This window comes from Clostridium sp. CM037 (assembly GCF_055081095.1).
In genome coordinates this window covers 3265084-3283347 of record NZ_CM143650.1, presented here as the reverse complement: position 1 = coordinate 3283347, position 18264 = coordinate 3265084, and the positions used below count along the sequence as shown (strand labels likewise).

Genomic DNA, 18264 nt, shown 5'->3' with positions numbered 1-18264 from the left:
GGGGGATTTATAATGGTTATCAAGCCGACTGGATTCGAAAAGAACCTATCTGGAAACGAGGTAGATAAGGTAATCTATTCAAATATTCCAGGATTAAAGGAAAAAATGCTTTGCATGAACTATTGGACAAAATTGAGTGGCATGAATAAAGATATTATGAATGTACAAGAGATTGAAGCATACAACAAGAGTAGTTTAACAACTGTTGGATCAATTGTGGACTTAGAAAATTACGAAGAATCCTTTAGTATGCAAGAATTAATAAACAAGATAAATACTATTAGTTCTATGCCAAAATCTGAAAGATTCCATGCGGATGGGAAATTAGTAGTTCAAGAATATTATAATAAGTTAATAAAGAATTGCAATATTGAAAAATTAATGGACTTATTCGATATTAAATATGCAATAACCATTAGAAAGACTGTGATGAGGACATTCCCAACCTATGATAAAATATTTAAAATTGGAGATAACTATGAATTTGACAGATTTCAGGAGACAGCTGTTTATCCTGTTGAACCAATTGTAATTCTGCTATCAAGTGTGGATAAAAAGTGGTATTTTGCACAGATGTATAATTATTTAGCATGGATACCCGAAAAAGATGTGGCAATATCTAGTAAAGAAGAAATTTTTGATTATCTTAAAACAGAAAATTTCTTAGTAACTACAGGGAAAAGAGTATTTACAAATTATAACCCATTAGATGAGCAATTATCAGAAGCGAAATTTGACATGGGAATTAAAATACCACTTGCAGATATTAAGGAAATAGAAGGGGATATTTATGGTCAAAATTCCGCAGGTAATTATGTGGTTAAGCTTCCAACCAGAGATAATAAGGGAAATGTAGAATTCAAAAAAGCTCTGATTGCAATAAATGAAGATATCTCATTGGGGTACTTACCTTATACCAGAAAAAATATCATAGTTAATGCCTTTAAATTTTTAGGAGAAAGATATGGATGGGGTGGAATGTTCAATTCTAGGGATTGTGCAAGTTTTATAATGGATGTTTATAGAACTATGGGTATTAAGCTTCCTAGGAATTCCGAGGATCAGGGAAAACTCGCAGTGGGCAATTTCTATGAAATGCCGGAAAATATGACTATGGGAGATAGAGAAAAGTTACTGAATAAATTGAAGCCTGGAACGCCAGTATTTATGAATGGACATACAATGATTTATATAGGTAAAGAAAAAGGTCAATATTATGCTATTCATGATTTTTCAGGCTTTTATAAACCACAGCAGGACGGGAGCTTAAAATATTATAAGGTACGCGAAGTGATGGTTTCTCCATTGTGTATAGTATTATCAGAGGATGGTAAAACATATATTGAAGGATTATACGGAGCTAGAGATTTTGTTAATGTGGATTAATTAGACTGACCATTTCGGCCCAGCGAAAAGCAAGAGCTCCTCCAATAAATATAGATATACGATATAGTATGAAGTTTATCCATAGTGTTTTGAAATAAGAAGAGCAGAAACATTGAAATTCCATTTGAAATTCTTATTTTATATTTTCAAAAGATTAGAATTTCTTAATGAAATTTCACGTTTCAATCTCTTATTTCAAGTCACGTAGGAGAAACTTCATAGGATTGCACTATTATTTGTTCCTAGAAATTATATCAGCATGGATTTTACTCCATGCATAATCTAGCGCAGAATCTAAATTATTATTATTCTTACCACCACCTTGTGCAGAAAAGGCACTTCCACCACCTTTGCCGTCTATTAGAGTTATGGCATCTTTTAAAATAGAGCTCATGCTAATTATATTCAAATCCTTCGAGCACATAAATAAAAGATTTGCTTTATCTTGAGATTTTACTCCAAATAAGACTATAACCTTTGGGGAGGATACTAATTTTGTTGCTAAGATATTAGTATATTTTAAATCCCCATTATCATAAATGCATTTAAGCATCCTGATATCTTCTATTTTTGGGGCTGCCTCTAACATATTTTGAACTTCGTACTGCGCAACCTCTGACTTTAGGGCCCTTTTTTCAGTAAGTGCCTTATTAAGTTCACCTGAAAGTCGTTCTACAACGGACAAAACTGTATCATTATTGCAGGAAAAAAGTTTAGACATTTTTTCCATGGATTCATGTTTTAAGGAATAATCAGAAACAGCCCTTTGTCCACATATAAATTCAATTCTTATTCCAGTCTTATACTTTTCAAATTTTGTAACCTTAATTAATTGAACCTCAATAGTTGAACTAGGATGTATACCACAACATGGGTTTATATCAATATCACCTATCTTAACTATTCTTACTTTTTCACCAGCTTTTATTGGGAGTTTTTTTAGCGATAATTTTTTTAGTTCAGAGTTAGTTGGATATAGTACTTCTACTTTAATATTGTCTAATACAATTTTGTTAGCTTTTTTTTCGGCAATTTTAATTTCATTATTGCCAATAACTTTATCAATATCAATAGTTGTAGAATCCGTGCCAAGGTGAAACCCAATAGTAGTTGCATTAAATAGATCAGAAATAGCAGCAGAAAGTATATGCTGCCCTAGATGCTGTTGCATATAGTCAAACCGTTTATCAAAGTCTATGATGCATTTAACCCTATGAATTTTTAAAGGGTTCACGGCAACTACATGATAAATTTTTTCATCTTCTTCATACACATAGGTTACAGCAGCACCATTTATATATCCAGTATCACTTGGTTGACCACCACCTTCAGGGTAAAAATAGGTTTTGTCAAGTTCAACGTGATACTTGTTTTCTTTTTGGATTACGTTTATGACTTCAGCTGTAAATTCTGCTTGATATGGATTTTCGTAATATAACTTTTCCAAAGTTTTGCATCTCCTTTTGCGAGCTAGGCTTCAATAGAATACATGATGTGTTTTTAATCTAATTGTACCATAAAAATATTATGCTACAAAATAATACTGGGTTTTTACTTTGATTTTGTCATAAATTAGTAATAAATTCTAAATTATACAAAGAAAAATTCGAAAAAAAAAGGTTTACACTATATTTTGTAGAATATAATATTTTGAGAATGTTCTAAAAATAAGTCAATTCAGTTATAAAGTTAACGACATTTCAATGGATTTTTAAAGGGGAAATTAAAATGAATGAATATGTTAATGATAATGTATTACAAGAAACAGATATTGATAAAGTTATTGAGTTATCAAAGGTTTTGTTATTTGAAAATGATAGAAATGCTTTGCATAGCAAGTTAATTAATATAATAAATAGTTATCTTAAAGTTAAAAGGGTATTAATTTTAGAGCGTGTAAATAGAAATTTTGAAGTAGTAATAGAATGGAAAGAGCAGTGTGGTGAAGCAATTTTTTATAATGAAAGAAATATTAAAGACACCTCTAATATATTTAGAGGCACCTCTAATATACTTAGAGGCATTATAGAAGAAGTCTGTGATTGCAAAAAAGAAAAAGTAATTAATAAAGGTAGTGAAGGTTTTGAAGTTTTTTACCCATTGATTTACAAGGAAGAGTTATTAGAAATTATATACATAGAGAAAAATCTTGAATATAGTAATATGGATTTAAAAATGCTTGAGCTAATTTGCTTTCAGGTTGCGGCTGTTATGGAAAGAATAAGTATAGAAGAGGCTAAAGTTCAGAAAATTGAAAGTGAATTAAGAGAAAGTGAAGAAGAATATAAAAAGTTATTTGAATTATCTCCTGATGCTATATGTGTGCTCAGCGGTGGGAAAATAGTCTTAGCTAATCCTGCGACTGAAGGATTATTCGATGTGAAGGACTCTAAGGATATAATTGGAAGAAGTATTATGGAGTTTGTTCATCTTGATTACATTGATATTGCTAGGAGTAGAATAAATATAATATATGAAGGCGGAATGACGACACCATTTATTGAAGAGAAATTTCTTACAAGTGGTGGGTCTGTTATTGATGTTGAGTTAGGCACAGCTGCTTTTAAGTATAAGGGGGAGTTAGCAGTTTTAATAGTGACTCGCAATATTGACAAAAGAAAAAAAATGGAGAGAAATCTAAGGGAGAGTGAAGCACTATTAAGAGAGATAACTGAAAATACTTCTGATATGATTATAAAAACAGATACTGAGGGTAGAATTAAATATATTACAGCTGCTCAAAAAGCGATACTTGGATATGCTACAGATGATGTCATTGAAAGGCACGTTTTTGATTTTGTCTACAAGGATGATAAGAAAAATGTATTAAGGGAAATTAGAAAACTAATTACTTCAACTACAAATGAAAAATTCAAATTTAGATGCTTGCATGCAAATGGAGGTATTGTATGGTTAGAGATTTGTGGTAGTAAATTATTAGATGATAATAATAAAGTTAAAGCCTTAATATTGTCATCAAGAGATATTACTAAGCGACTTGAAAATGAAGGGATAATGAAAGAAAATGAGGAAAAGACAAGATTTTTAAATCAAGCAATAAAATATGATAGATTTAGGACGGATTTTTTTGCGAATATATCTCATGAATTAAGAACACCAATCAATGTTATTTCGGGTACTATCCAGCTTATGGAACTTAAATTCAAGGAACTCTTTAATGAAAATGAGGGCAAAAGCAAGGGATATTTAAAAACTATGAAACAAAACTGTTATAGATTAATAAGATTGACTGACAACTTAATAGATGTAACAAAAATAGATGCGGGATATTTTGAAATTCATTTAAGTAATTGTAATATTGTTAGTATTATAGAGGAAATAACTTTGTCTGTAGCTGAGTATGTATCAAATAAAGGAATATCACTTTTATTTGATACAGAAATGGAAGAAAAAATAATAGCTTGTGATAAAGATAAAATAGAAAGAATAATGTTGAATCTCATTTCAAATGCAATAAAATTCACAAATTCAGGTGGAAATATTTTAGTATATATTTTTGAAAAAAAAGATAGTGTTGTTATCTCTGTTAAGGATACAGGTATTGGAATAGAAAAAGAAAAGCAACAATGTATTTTCGAAAGATTTATTCAAGTTGATAAGTCACTTACGAGAAATAGAGAAGGGAGTGGCATAGGATTATCTTTAGTTAAGTCGTTAGTAGAAATGCATGGAGGTAAAATGTTTTTAGAAAGCGAGATTAATATAGGAAGTAAATTTAGTTTTGAACTTCCTATAAAAAAGTTACTAGATATTGAAGAAGTTTTTGTTAATAATAATTTGAGTGTTAATAGTAATATTGAAAAGATTAAGATTGAGTTTTCAGATATATATTAATGTCTACTACCTTAGAGTAACATAGGAAACCGTGCTATAAATAGCACGGTTTTTTTATAAGATACCCTGCAAGGTAGGTTTTTTAAGCAAAAATCCTGTAATAGAGAGTGAAATTTAAGAATTTGATTATTTTAGGTGATTAGCTTATTATATATATAGGGGTATTAATATTTAGTGAAGTTAATGCCGTGCTTAAAAAAGTATTAATTCGAAGAAAATCTTATGTTTTAAGGAGAAAATTATGAAAGATAAAAGAATACTACTAGCTAATAGTTTATTATTAGGAGCATTATTGTTATTTATTTCAATACCGTTAATAGCAATAAGGGTATTTAGATTACATGGTTCTATAAGCGGGGATACCTCACTTCTGCTTTCTGGAGGGGCCAGTGTTATAGCACTTGGTGGAATTGCTTTATTATATTGCAGGATTACTAAAAGAAGCTTTAATAAGGTAATGGTAATAAAGAAGATATCTCTAAAGCAAGTTTTTTTAATTATGTCTATATCAGTCGGTACTTATATTTTTGCAATAGGCGTTAATATGATAAGCATGAAGTTATTTCCCATTGCAATAAAGGATAGTATGGCAATATCTAAATTACTAAACAGTAGTTCAACATTATTAGGGTTAGTGGTGATAGTTTTGGTGCCAGCATTTTTTGAGGAAATATTTTTTAGAGGAATTTTCTTAGATGCTTATGAAGGGATAAATAAAAAAATTAAATTTTTTATAATAACTGCAATCTTTGCAACCTTTCATGGTAATGTAATGCAAATTATTTACGTAATGTTTTTGGGACTTGTTCTATTAAAGGTAAGGGAATATACAGGATCGCTTGTAGGGAGTATGACACTTCACGCAGTAAATAATGCAATATCTTTTATTTTAAGTAAAGTCGTAATGAATTATATGAAGCTTGTGAATAATGGAATAAAGAATGGTGTGATAGATCAAACACAAGTACAAGCAGCTGCGACAACTGATGCAATGAATGCTAGTTTAACTGTAATTTTACTTAGAGCTTCAATATTTTTACTAATCGGAGGATCTATATTATTTATAAACTTAAGGAAATTAAAAGAATATAAAGAGGAAAAAGATGGATTAGAACTCATTGAAGAAGAAAAGGACATTGAAGGAAAATATATAGCAAGAAAAGAAGAAATTATAGATATAGATAGAAAACAATATATTCCATTAGTTATATATTTTATTTCTATGATTGTGCTGGTTGTTCTAAGGTATTAAAGCATCTTCTGCGAAGATACGTATCGGGGAATTTACAGCTTGACAATTTTTTTCTTTATGATAAAATATAAAAAATACAAATTTTAAATCGTATAACCCCAATAATATGGTTTGGGGGTTTCTACCAGGAACCTATAATTCCTGATTACGAAGAAGATACAAGCATGTTTATCTTCTTTGTGGTCAGGATTTTTTATTTTTTGCTAATTAAATCATCTCCTGCGGAGCTGAAATGTCATTAAAATTAAAAGGAGGACAATATGGAATTTAAAAATTTACCTAAAATTGATTTACATTGTCATTTGGATGGAAGTGTAAGACCGGGAACAATAATTGATATAGCAAAAGAAGAGGGTATAAGTATTCCATACTATGATATTGAAAATATTAGAAAAGAAGTTACAGCCCCAGCAGAATGTAAATCTCTTGATGAGTATTTAAAAAGGTTTGAAATTCCGAATTTAGTAATGCAATCAAAGGAGAGTTTAAGAAGAATTACATTTGAACTTCTTTGCGATTGTGCAAAAGAAAATGTAAAATATATTGAAGTTAGATTTGCACCACTACTTCATATAACAAAGGGTTTAAGTGTAGAAGACGTAATAGAGAGTGTAATATCTGGGATCAAATATGCAGAAGAGAAATATGATATAAAAGGAAATGTAATACTTTGCTGCATGAGATTTATGTCTATTGATAAAGCCTTTGAGGTTGTAAAAGCTGGCAGAAAGTACCTCTTGAAAGGTGTAGTTGCAATAGATTTATGTGGGTCTGAAGGAGAAGGCTTTTGTGAAAAATTTATAGAACCTATATCCTTAGCTAAAGAATATGGATATAGAGTAACTATCCATGCAGGTGAAACAGGAATAGGAAAAAATGTCCTTGAAGCAGTGGAACTTCTGGGGGCAGAAAGGATAGGTCATGGAGTATTTATTAAAGACTGCATTGAAGCCTATAACATTGTAAAAGATAAAGGAATTACCCTTGAAATGTGCCCAACAAGTAACATCCAGACTAAAGCAATTGATACTTTTGAAAAACACCCAATTCATGATTTTTTTAATGATGGAATAAGGGTGAGCGTCAATACTGATAATAGAACTGTATCTGACACAAATATGACTAAGGAATGTGATGTATTATTAAGAGAATTTAACATTACGTTTGAGGAATATAAACAAATTTATCTTAATAGTGTTGATGCAGCATTTGCTGATTTAGAAACAAAGGAATGGTTAAGGAAATATATCTAAGTGATTAATACCCTAGTATATTAATCAAAAATTTGGTAGAATAATATTATTATAAGTGATATTATTTAAATAAGGTTAAATACATACCAAGTGATAATCTAAATTTAGTAGAACTTAATATATGGGCGGGCAATTTGATGTGTGGAACACTAGGATATGTCAATCCTATAGATTTATTAAAAAAAGAAATGAGCGAAATAGAAGACTAGATTACAAATTAAGTTTTTTAAATAAAGAGCAGATTTCATCCCATATTTAGGGATGAAATCTACTCTTTGTTTTTAAATAGGTTTCGAATATTAATTAACTTTCACACGTGTTAGAAATATTTTGCATTTATTTTTATCCCTTAATTGTATATTATACAAAATATAATACTTGGGTATTTTCTATATACTTATGTTAAACTAAAATTCACGCGAATAAATGTTAGAATAAATTCTAATATATTGGTAACTTACAAAGAGGAGGGAAGTGCGTAAACATCGGAAGAAATTATTTAAATAGGTTGGTGAGCAAATTGAAAAGAAAAAGGGTGAGAAGTAAAAGGATTTTTTTTGCAGGTATGTTATTTTCCATAGCATTTATGGGTCTTGTGAGTAGAATGGTTTATTTAATGGTTATTAATGGGTCAGATTATAAACAGCTGGCATTAAACAATTGGACAAAAACTATAAAAATAGCTCCCCAAAGGGGGGAGATTCTGAGCAGAAACGGTTCAAAATTGGCATTAAGTGCAGATGTTTACAGGGTTGATGTTGATTTAAATGTATTTAAAAGATACTTAGAAGTTAAAAAAATACCTGAAGAACAAGCCATTGAACAATTGTCGCAGAAACTGGATGTTAAAAAGAGCGAATTTGAAAAAATATTAGATAGCAAAGATGGCAATGGCAAGTTACTTAAATTTGTATCATTGAAGAGAAAGGTTGATAAGAAGGCTGTAGATGCGATTAAAGATTTGAAATATAATGGCATAATAATTTCAAACGATGTAGAGAGAATGTATCCAAATGATAGCGTTTTATCCCAGGTTATCGGACATACCAATTTGGAGGGAAGTGGAATAAGTGGAGTAGAACAGAGTTATAATAATGAATTAGCAGGTATTCCCGGGGTAAAAGTGACAGAAGTGGATAGGAATAATAATGAATTGCCCTATAAAGAAGCAACCACGGTTCAACCTGTAAATGGAAAGGATTTAACATTAACTATAGATGAACAAATTCAAAATTTAGCTGAAAAAGTAGCAAAAGAAACATTGGATGAAAATAGTGCAAAGTCTGTAAGCATAATAATTATGAATCCGCAAAATGGTGAAATTTTGGCTATGGTTAATACACCGGGATATAATCTAAATAAGCCTTATGTAGAAGGGAAAACAGATAGTGAAGTACAGGAAATATGGAAGAATAGAGCTATCAGTAATGTGTTTGAGCCAGGATCAATTTTCAAGGTTATAACAGCTGCTGCTGCACTTGAAAATAACGTGGTGACGGACCAGGACCGATTTGTAAGTAATGGAAGCATTAAGGTTGGAAGTACAACATTGTATAATGATAATAAAGAAAATCATGGGGTTGAGACTTTTTCAGATATAATTAAAAATTCCGATAATGTTGGATTTGTTAAGCTGGGACAAAAAATTGGAGAGGAAAAATTTTATGAATTTTTAAAGGCGGCTAACTTTGGACAGAAAACCGGTATAGATTTGCCAGGTGAAAGTACTGGCTTAATAAAGGATTTAAATAGTATTAAACCTATTGATCTTGCTACAATGGCCTATGGGCAAGGTGTAGCGGTTAGCCAAGTGCAGTATATCGCTGCCTTCAATGCAATAGCTAATGGAGGTACATGGATAAGACCCCATGTTATGAAAGAGATATCACACATGGTGGAAGATAAAAAAGTTGTGGATAAAAAATATGATAATCTTGGTGAAAAGGTTATAACCAGCAAAGAAAAAGCAGCTGAATTAAGAATGTATTTGGAAAGAGCTGTTAAGGAGGGAACTGGAAAGGATACCTATATGGAAGGGTACCGCATAGCTGGAAAGACAGGAACTGCAAATAAGGTTAACAGTACCGCAGGGGGTTACGGTTCTGGTAAATATGTAGCATCCTTTGCAGGTATGGCTCCTGCTAATAATCCAGAGGTAACATTGATAGTTACAATAGAAGAGCCAAACCCGGAAAAATATTATGCTGCCCAGACAGCAGTACCGGCAGCACGTAAGTTATTTTCAGGGTTGTTTAGAATACTTAACATGTCTACGGAAAATGTGAGTGATACAAATTAATACTAAATGAAAATAAAGAGCAGATCTCATCCCATATTAGGGATGAGATCTGCTCTTTGTCTTTTGAATAAGTATCGAATATTAATTAACATTCACAGGTGTTAGAATTATTTTGCATTTATTTTTATTCCTTCTTTTTTAGCCTTATGCTGAAAGATCAAACCTAAAATTTGCAAAGCAATTAATGGAGTTAAAGCAACCATGGCAATTACGCCAAATCCATCGATTAATACATTCGCTCCTTCAATGGCCTCAGCGGCACCTTGTGCAAAGGCTAAAATAAAAGTTGCTGCCATTGGACCAGAAGCTACACCGCCAGAGTCAAATGCTATTCCTACGAATAGTTTCGGCACAAAATATGACATAATAATTGAAATTGCGTATCCTGGTAAAAGAAAATGCCACAACTGAATCCCGGGTACAACTATTCTTAACATTGATAATGCTACTGCAAAGGCAACTCCGATAGAAAGAGTAAAAATTACTGCCTTCTTTTTTATATATCCATGAGTAACAATTTCTATCTGATCTGTAAGTACATGCACAGCCGGCTCAGCTAATATTACCACTAATCCAAGTATGAACCCAACAATGACAAGAATCCAACTACTATGTAGGGAAGCAATACTGTGTCCGACTACAGTTCCAATCTCTATAAAACCAGCATTTACTCCTGTTAAAAATAATATCAGTCCAATAAAAGAATATAGAATACCTCTCAATATCTTTGAAAATTCCTTTTTTGAAAGCTTAAATGATATTTTATTGAATATAAAAAATAATAATAATAATGGAAGCAAGGTGAAAAAAACTTCACTTATCATAGTTGGAAATTTTTCAATAAATGGATTTATAATTGAGGTTGAGCTGACAGTACTAGTGCTTAGGTCGCCAACAATTTTATCAGACTTTGATATAAGGCTCATAATAATAACGGATAAAATAGCGCCTGTGGATGCTACTGCTACTAGTCCGAAACTATCTTCTTCCGAGGATATTCCATCTTTTTTTAGTGAAGACACTCCTAACGCAAGTGCTAATATAAATGGAACGGTCATTGCGCCCGTAGTAGCACCAGAAGCATCAAATGATATTGCTAAAAATTCAGAAGATGTAAATAAAGATAGAACAAAAATAACCAAATATATTGCAGTTAACATTTTCTTTAATGATTTATTATAAATTATTCTTAATAAACCTATAGATAGCATAATTGCAATACCAATAGATACAACAACTAAAATCGAAAGTTTAGTTATTGATCCTGATGTTACAGTACTAACTTGAGAAGCAAGAATTTGCAAATCTGGTTCAGCAATTGTAATAAAAAAACCGAGTATTAATCCCGAAAAAACTAAGACCAATACTTTACTGTTTTTAGCAAGAGAACTTCCCATTAAAGTACCAATAGGGGTAACTCCAGTGTCCACACCAAGTAAAAATATAGACAGTCCAAATATTATGAAAATTGCGCCTATTAAAAATCTAAGTATTAGATGTGTTTCAAGAGGGATGATTGTAAAATTCAATAGTAATACTATTAAAGTAATTGGGAGTACAGAAAATAAAACTTCTTTAAATTTTTTAATAATGATATTCAAATATAAGACACCTCCATTTAAAGTCTAAAAATTAGGATATATATTGTTATTTATTTGCGTTTAATATGTAAAAATTCAATGAAATTGTTCACTTGCTCGAGTTCTTGGTCGGTTAGATCATCAGTGCCAGTAAGGTGTACAGTGGTAATAGGAGAATGGGTGCTATCCATATATCCGGCCGCTTTCATAATATCATCGTAGGGCATCTCGAGAGCTCTTGCTATGCATTTTAATACCAGTGGTGATGGATTCTTTCTTTCTCCATTTTCAAGTCGATGTATCTCCGTATGACTTATGTCTGCAAGTGAAGCTAGCTTACGACTAGATAAATTTCTTGAAGTTCTATGTTCAAAAATAAATTTCCCAATATCGCTCACGATAATACCTCCATTAAAATAATATATTGTAAGTATAACATATTTGTAACCTAAAAGCAACAATATCATGCATTTCGGTTCTCATAGGTTCCGTAATTATTGAAGAATAGAGGGAATAAATGTTGAAATGGAAGGAAATAAATCATGAAGGATGTGGTTAATTATATATCCTTACTAACAAAGCACTGATTTACAATAAATTGGTGATTTGTTAGTGGTTTTCCAAAAAAAAAACAGCGATTTGTATACGGATTGCTGTTTTTTTTTTTATATAAAATATGGTATAATAGAAAGTGATTGTAAATTAAGCGTGGATGAAAAAACATACAAAAAACTTGTATTTTGTATGTTTCGTGGATGATTAAGAAGGAAGGAAAAGAAAGATGATAATGCTTCAGAAAATATATAATCTTTGTGAATGTTTTGAAAAGCAAGATAGAAAAGCATGTATTGTTAAATTAATAGATAAGGGCTACAGTGAAGGGGCTGCAACAATATATTATAACATTTGGAGGAGGCATTACATGGATTCGAGTAGTAAAGATTTAATGCTTTCAGGTATTTATATAGAAACTCATAGAGTAAGAAAACTTTTAGAAGAGTGCACTTTTATGGAGCGTCAAAGGTATCTTGAGGCTTTAAGTAAAGAGCAACTTGTTAGAATAGCACAGGCAGTACTTAAATAAAATTACAAAACAAATTTGTTAAATAAAAGTAATTTATTTAAAGAGTTATGGGTGTTTTTTAGTTATAATTAAATAGTGGGTAATAATTTAAAAAACTAAAGGGAGGGTTATTTACATGGATGTAGAAAAATTAACGGTAAAGGTTCAACAATCCTTAAATGAGGCTCAATTATTAGCTGTAAAAAATAATCATCAACAGGTAGATACTGTGCATTTATTTGCAGCACTTATAGCTCAAGAGGACGGTCTTATTCCTAATATATTTAGTAAAATGGGAGTGGATATAGCAAAGCTTAATGAGGAGATTAACAAAGAAATAAATAGTATGCCAAAAGTTACAGGAAGTGGATCAGTTTATGCTACTAGAAGGTTTGAAGAAGTTTTTGCACGGGCCGAAGATGAAGCTAAAAAGTTTAAAGATTCTTTTATAAGTGTTGAACATGTAATGCTTGGACTTATAGATGTGAATTCTAAAGACATTCGAGATATTTTAAAGAAATTTAATATAACTAAAGAAGCTTTTTTAAATGTGTTATCGACCGTTAGGGGAAATCAGAGAGTGGAAAATGCTGATCCAGAGGGCACTTATGAGGCATTAGTGAAATATGGAACAAACCTTGTGGAACAAGCTAAAAAACATAAACTAGATCCAGTGATAGGAAGAGATGAGGAAATTAGGCGGGTTATAAGAATACTTTCTAGAAGAACTAAAAATAATCCAGTGCTTATAGGAGAACCTGGAGTAGGTAAAACTGCTATAGTAGAAGGGCTAGCTCAAAGAATTGTAAAGGGAGACATACCAGAAGGTCTTAAAAATAAAATAATATTTTCTTTAGATATGGGAGCACTTATTGCGGGGGCCAAATTTAAAGGTGAGTTTGAAGAAAGACTTAAAGCAGTGCTTAAAGAAGTAGAAAATAGTGAAGGTAGAATAATTTTATTTATAGATGAAATTCATAATATAGTGGGAGCAGGGAAATCAGAGGGGTCTATGGATGCTGGAAACATGATAAAGCCACTGCTAGCCAGAGGAAGCCTTCATTGCATTGGGGCGACCACTTTTGATGAGTATAGGAAATATTTGGAGAAGGATAAAGCCCTAGAGCGAAGGTTCCAACCAGTAACTGTCGAAGAGCCTACAGTTGAAGATTCTGTGTCAATACTTAGAGGTCTTAAAGAAAAGTTTGAAATATATCATGGTATAAGGATTCATGATTCAGCCATTATTGCTGCAGCAAAGCTTTCGAATAGATATATAACGGCGAGATTTCTTCCAGATAAGGCAATAGATCTTATAGATGAAGCTTGTGCTATGATAAGGACTGATATAGATAGTATGCCTACAGATATGGACATGGCTAAACGTAAGATATTTCAGTTAGAAATTGAAAAGAAGGCTTTATCCAAAGAAAAGGATGAGGCTTCAAAGAAAAGGCTCATAATACTCGAAAAAGAGCTAAGTAATTTAAAAGATAAAGATAATGAGATGACAGCAAAATATGAGAAAGAAAAGTCTAAGATAGTTGAAATTAGAAATTTGAGAGCAGAGCTCGATGCTTCAAGGGGGGACATAGAAAAATCAGAAAGAGAATATGATTTAAATAAAGTGGCAGAGCTTAAATATGGAGTAATTCCAAAGCTAGAAGCTCAGATAAAAGAAAAAGAAAAAGAAATTCATAAAAATAATGAAACAGCCATGCTTAAAGAAGAAGTAACCGAAAAAGAAATTTCACAGATAGTATCAAAGTGGACTGGTATACCTGTAACAAATCTCCAAGAAAGCGAGAGGAAAAAGCTCCTAAGACTTGAAGATGAATTATCTGAGCGGGTAATTGGTCAAAAGGAAGCAGTAACTGCAGTGTCAAATGCAGTAATAAGGGCGAGGGCCGGTATGAAGGATCCAAGAAGACCTATTGGTTCATTTATATTCCTTGGACCTACTGGTGTCGGAAAAACTGAACTTGCTAAAACTTTAGCTAAAATTTTATTTGAGAGTGGTGAAAACATAATAAGGATAGATATGTCGGAATATATGGAGAAATATTCTGTGTCAAGACTTATAGGGGCACCACCAGGATATGTAGGTTATGAAGAGGGCGGTCAGCTTACAGAAGCTGTTAGGCGGAAACCTTATAGCGTAGTATTATTTGATGAAATAGAAAAAGCTCACGAGGATGTGTTTAACATATTTCTTCAAATACTAGACGATGGACGCCTAACTGATAATCAGGGCAAGATTGTGAATTTCAAAAACTGCATAATAATTATGACTTCAAATATCGGAAGCAACTACCTCTTGGAAAACAAAGAAAGTGGAGGCATAGAACAGCATATCCGTGATAGAGTCATGGGCGAGCTAAAATCCAAATTTAAACCGGAATTTTTAAATAGATTAGATGATATTATATTATTTAAACCATTAGAAACAAAAGAAATAGAAGGAATAGTTGATATATTCCTAGCAGATATTCAAAATAGGCTTAAAGATAAAAACATATCAATGAAAGTAACTGCGGATGCTAAAGAACTAATGGCAGAAGAAGGCTACGATCCGATCTACGGTGCACGTCCGTTAAAGAGATATATTGAAAATGTTTTAGAAACATCTATTGCAAAGAAAATTATTAGGGGAGATATAAATGATGGTTCTATCATCGGTGTAGATGCAAAGGATAATCAAATTATAATAGAAAAAATTTAACTTAATAGAGCTATTAAAAGTCACTTTTCATTGAGGTGGATTTTGACAGATAACGGTAAAAGCAAGATAGCCTAAAAGATAATAATAAAAGCACTTACTTAGGTAGGTGCTTTTTATTATTTTTATATAAAATCACTAAATATTAGGTGTCATGGCTAACAAGTGGCGGTGATAACATCTAGCATTGAAAGTTTAGTTAGTGATATAATATAACTAAAGAAGCTGATTTTTATGGTGTAGATTGAGCCAAGATTTGTGAGGGTGATTAAATGAATTTCTTAGTAAACTTAATAATAAAGACATCGGTAGATACATTATATTTGACAGGGATGATAATTCTTGTAGGATTCATCCTTGGCTTTTTAAGGGAGCATTCAATAGAAAATTTGCAAAGGAGTTTTGGGTGGAAGGCAGTTGCTATTACCGCTATTGTAGGTGTTCCCATACACGAAATTTCTCATGCTATTTTTTGTTTTCTCTTTGGGCACAAAATTACAAAAGTGGTACTAATACAAAAGAGAGACGAAAATGGTGTACTTGGGTATGTAAAGCATGCCTATAATCCTAATAGTGTATATCAACAGATAGGTAATTTTTTCATAGGCACTGCACCTATATTCGGAGGAATTGCGTCTATAATAGCTTTAATGTACGTCATAATTCCTAAGACATATAATGAATTTATAACTATATCTATTAATAATTTAAATGTAACTAAATTAAACGGTATAGCTCTGAATGGAATAATGACTTCTTATGTTAATTTAATAAAAATAATCTTTTCAATTAAGAATTTTACTAATCCCTATTTTATATTATTTTTATTTTTAGCTATATGTATTTCATCTCATATATCGTTAAGCTCTGCGGATATTAAAGGGGCTTCTAAGGGATTATTTATAATATTCCTAATAATATTAGATCTCAATACCCTTGGCATTTCGAGATTTGTTATGGCTGAAGATATATTGAAATATAACATTGTATTAATAGGATTTCTCATAGTATCATTGATTTTTTCAAGTATAACTTACATTGTAAGTTTACTAATATCATTAATAAAAATATAATGCAATGAAAGCACTGTTTGTTGGTAAGTTGTAAAATGAAATGACCATAGAACAAAAAATAAAGACTCAAGAGAAAAAATCTTGTACAATGTTAAGTGACTAAACCAACACAAGTATAGGAGGATTTCAAATGAGTCAATCAAATTTTATCACAGAGAACAAAAAAGGTAAACACCTAACATATGAGGATCGTATAAAGATAGAGACATTATACAAAATGGGGCTAAATTCAAGCTGTATTGCGGAGCAAATAGGTGGACGTTCAGAGCGTACAATAAGGCGTGAAATTGCTAAAGGAATAGTAGAATTATTGAATAGTGATTTAACCACTCGAATGGAATATAGCGCAGAAATTGGGCAGTCAGAACATGACAGACAAGGCACAGCAAAAGGGCCTGCATTGAAAATAGGGAAAGATCACAAATTGGTGAAGTACTTAGAAAAAGCCATTGGTAAATATGGCGAATCTCCGTATGCAGCTATTCAAAATATAACAAATAAAGATCTACAATTCGAAACAACTATTTGCTTCAAAACTGTGTATAACTATTTGGATAATAATTTATTCTTAAACATAAGTAACAAAGATCTGCCTGTTAAAAAGAATGCCAAAAAGAGAAACTATAAAAAAATAAGGCCGGCGTATAACAATACCAAAGGGACAAGCATATCAGAAAGACCTACAGCGGTAGCTGCACGTGATGAGATAGGGCACTGGGAAATGGACACCGTAGTAGGAAAGCAGGGTACAAAGACTGTATTAATGGTGTTAAGCGAAAGAGTAACTCGCAAGGAGTTAATCTTTAAAATACCTTCTAAATCACAGGTCGCTGTTGTGAAGGAATTGGACAAATTGGAGCGTAAAATGGGAATGGCATTCTCAAAAACATTTAAAACAATCACCTGTGATAACGGCTGTGAGAACCTTGATTTCGAGGGTATTGAGACCTCAGTAAGGAATAAACAAAAGAGAACTAAAGTATATTATGCCCATCCATATAGTTCATGGGAACGAGGCACAAACGAGAATATCAATAAAATGATACGACGATTTATCCCAAAAGGTGTGGATATTTCAGCATTCTCTAAAAAACAAATTATGCAAATACAGCACTGGATCAACAATTATCCAAGAAGGATTTTTAACGGTCTATCTGCTAATATGATGGAACGGAAAACCATTACAACTTAACATTATATTTTTCTTGAAAATTTCGGACATTTTATATTGCAATCTACAAAGCACTGTTTGTTATTTAGCTAGAGCCTAGTATATTAATTAAAAATTTGTTACAATAAATATAATTGTTATAAAGGATGTGAAGGTTTTGGAACTAGAGGATAAAGATAAGGATATTATAAAAGAAGTTTTATGCATATAGTTTCAGAAAAAAGACTAGGAATACCACAGAATAGTAGAGATGCTTTTGAGGTTTTATGTAGCAATGGTATGATTAATACTGACTTAATGAATAAGCTAAAATCTATGGTTGGATTTAGAAATATTGCAGTTCATAATTATCAAGCTATTAATTTAAAAATTGTACAAGATATTATAGAAAAACATCTGGGAGATATTGGCAAATTTTCAGAAATTGTTATGAAAAAAATATGAGAAATAGATGGTGGGCATTAAGGTAACAACAATGATTAAATTCATTGTTGTTACCTTTTTTCTTCTTAGTTATTTGTTTATAATTTTTGATTCACTGTATAAGAAAGATGCGACACCTTTGAATAACACAACAGTTGAGTTTTTTTAAAAATAGAGTATACTATAAAAG

The 18264-nt window shown here is 31.5% G+C and carries 12 protein-coding genes, 1 pseudogene and 1 riboswitch; of the genes and pseudogenes, 10 read left to right on the top strand and 3 right to left on the bottom strand.

What is annotated here, in order from left to right:
* Window positions 1-12 precede the first annotated feature (12 nt).
* On the top strand, window positions 13-1386 hold the full coding sequence (locus tag ACWJKP_RS15785) for a C40 family peptidase (RefSeq protein WP_165413138.1): 1374 nt from the start codon (window positions 13-15) through the stop codon (window positions 1384-1386).
* 232 nt (window positions 1387-1618) lie between these two features.
* Here ACWJKP_RS15785 and ACWJKP_RS15780 read toward each other — a convergent pair whose 3' ends face one another.
* Window positions 1619-2833 carry an alanyl-tRNA editing protein gene (locus ACWJKP_RS15780; RefSeq protein ID WP_462961309.1) on the bottom strand — a complete coding sequence of 405 codons (1215 nt, stop codon included), beginning with the start codon at window positions 2831-2833 and terminating at the stop codon, window positions 1619-1621.
* A gap of 281 nt (window positions 2834-3114) precedes the next feature.
* Between ACWJKP_RS15780 and ACWJKP_RS15775 the strand changes: the two genes are divergently transcribed.
* From ACWJKP_RS15775 to ACWJKP_RS15760, 4 genes are all read left to right on the top strand, one after another.
* Window positions 3115-5241 (top strand): sensor histidine kinase, encoded by a 2127-nt coding sequence (locus ACWJKP_RS15775; RefSeq protein WP_165413136.1) that lies wholly within the window; start codon window positions 3115-3117, stop codon window positions 5239-5241.
* A gap of 241 nt (window positions 5242-5482) precedes the next feature.
* Window positions 5483-6493: a CPBP family intramembrane glutamic endopeptidase gene (locus ACWJKP_RS15770; protein WP_165413135.1), complete on the top strand. Its 1011-nt coding sequence runs from the start codon at window positions 5483-5485 to the stop codon at window positions 6491-6493.
* Window positions 6494-6561: 68 nt separating this feature from the next.
* A riboswitch (purine riboswitch) is annotated at window positions 6562-6661 on the top strand.
* A gap of 92 nt (window positions 6662-6753) precedes the next feature.
* The gene (gene add, locus ACWJKP_RS15765) at window positions 6754-7746 is read left to right on the top strand and encodes an adenosine deaminase (protein WP_165413134.1); all 993 of its coding nucleotides are present in this window, start codon (window positions 6754-6756) and stop codon (window positions 7744-7746) included.
* A gap of 520 nt (window positions 7747-8266) precedes the next feature.
* Window positions 8267-10045, top strand: coding sequence for a peptidoglycan D,D-transpeptidase FtsI family protein (locus ACWJKP_RS15760; protein ID WP_165413133.1), 1779 nt, complete (start codon window positions 8267-8269; stop codon window positions 10043-10045).
* 107 nt (window positions 10046-10152) lie between these two features.
* Here ACWJKP_RS15760 and ACWJKP_RS15755 read toward each other — a convergent pair whose 3' ends face one another.
* A complete protein-coding gene (locus tag ACWJKP_RS15755; protein WP_165413132.1) occupies window positions 10153-11646 on the bottom strand; it encodes a DUF1538 domain-containing protein in 1494 nt (497 codons plus the stop codon).
* A gap of 50 nt (window positions 11647-11696) precedes the next feature.
* The gene (locus tag ACWJKP_RS15750; protein WP_165413131.1) at window positions 11697-12023 is read right to left on the bottom strand and encodes a helix-turn-helix domain-containing protein; all 327 of its coding nucleotides are present in this window, start codon (window positions 12021-12023) and stop codon (window positions 11697-11699) included.
* A 383-nt stretch (window positions 12024-12406) separates the two neighbouring features.
* Here ACWJKP_RS15750 and ACWJKP_RS15745 point away from each other — a divergent pair, with 383 nt between their 5' ends.
* The 5 genes and pseudogenes from ACWJKP_RS15745 to hepT all read left to right on the top strand — a co-directional run.
* Entirely contained in the window at window positions 12407-12709 is a 303-nt protein-coding gene (locus ACWJKP_RS15745) for a hypothetical protein (RefSeq protein WP_224578794.1), read from the top strand.
* A 115-nt stretch (window positions 12710-12824) separates the two neighbouring features.
* A complete protein-coding gene (clpB, locus tag ACWJKP_RS15740) occupies window positions 12825-15410 on the top strand; it encodes an ATP-dependent chaperone ClpB (protein ID WP_165413129.1) in 2586 nt (861 codons plus the stop codon).
* Window positions 15411-15679: 269 nt separating this feature from the next.
* Window positions 15680-16480, top strand: coding sequence for a hypothetical protein (locus ACWJKP_RS15735; protein ID WP_224578796.1), 801 nt, complete (start codon window positions 15680-15682; stop codon window positions 16478-16480).
* A gap of 130 nt (window positions 16481-16610) precedes the next feature.
* On the top strand, window positions 16611-17672 hold the full coding sequence (locus ACWJKP_RS15730) for an IS30 family transposase (RefSeq protein ID WP_224578705.1): 1062 nt from the start codon (window positions 16611-16613) through the stop codon (window positions 17670-17672).
* Window positions 17673-17852: 180 nt separating this feature from the next.
* Window positions 17853-18095 (top strand): annotated as a pseudogene (gene hepT, locus ACWJKP_RS15725) (type VII toxin-antitoxin system HepT family RNase toxin); the annotation flags it as partial.
* Window positions 18096-18264: the final 169 nt, after the last annotated feature.

Excerpts from the sequence above, each read along its gene's own strand:
- ACWJKP_RS15775 (WP_165413136.1), top strand. The coding sequence starts at position 3,115 with ATGAATGAATATGTTAATGATAATGTATTACAAGAAACAGATATTGAT.
- ACWJKP_RS15770 (WP_165413135.1), top strand. The coding sequence starts at position 5,483 with ATGAAAGATAAAAGAATACTACTAGCTAATAGTTTATTATTAGGAGCA.
- ACWJKP_RS15785 (WP_165413138.1), top strand. The coding sequence starts at position 13 with ATGGTTATCAAGCCGACTGGATTCGAAAAGAACCTATCTGGAAACGAG.
- add (WP_165413134.1), top strand. The coding sequence starts at position 6,754 with ATGGAATTTAAAAATTTACCTAAAATTGATTTACATTGTCATTTGGAT.
- ACWJKP_RS15730 (WP_224578705.1), top strand. The coding sequence starts at position 16,611 with ATGAGTCAATCAAATTTTATCACAGAGAACAAAAAAGGTAAACACCTA.
- ACWJKP_RS15745 (WP_224578794.1), top strand. The coding sequence starts at position 12,407 with ATGATAATGCTTCAGAAAATATATAATCTTTGTGAATGTTTTGAAAAG.
- clpB (WP_165413129.1), top strand. The coding sequence starts at position 12,825 with ATGGATGTAGAAAAATTAACGGTAAAGGTTCAACAATCCTTAAATGAG.
- ACWJKP_RS15735 (WP_224578796.1), top strand. The coding sequence starts at position 15,680 with ATGAATTTCTTAGTAAACTTAATAATAAAGACATCGGTAGATACATTA.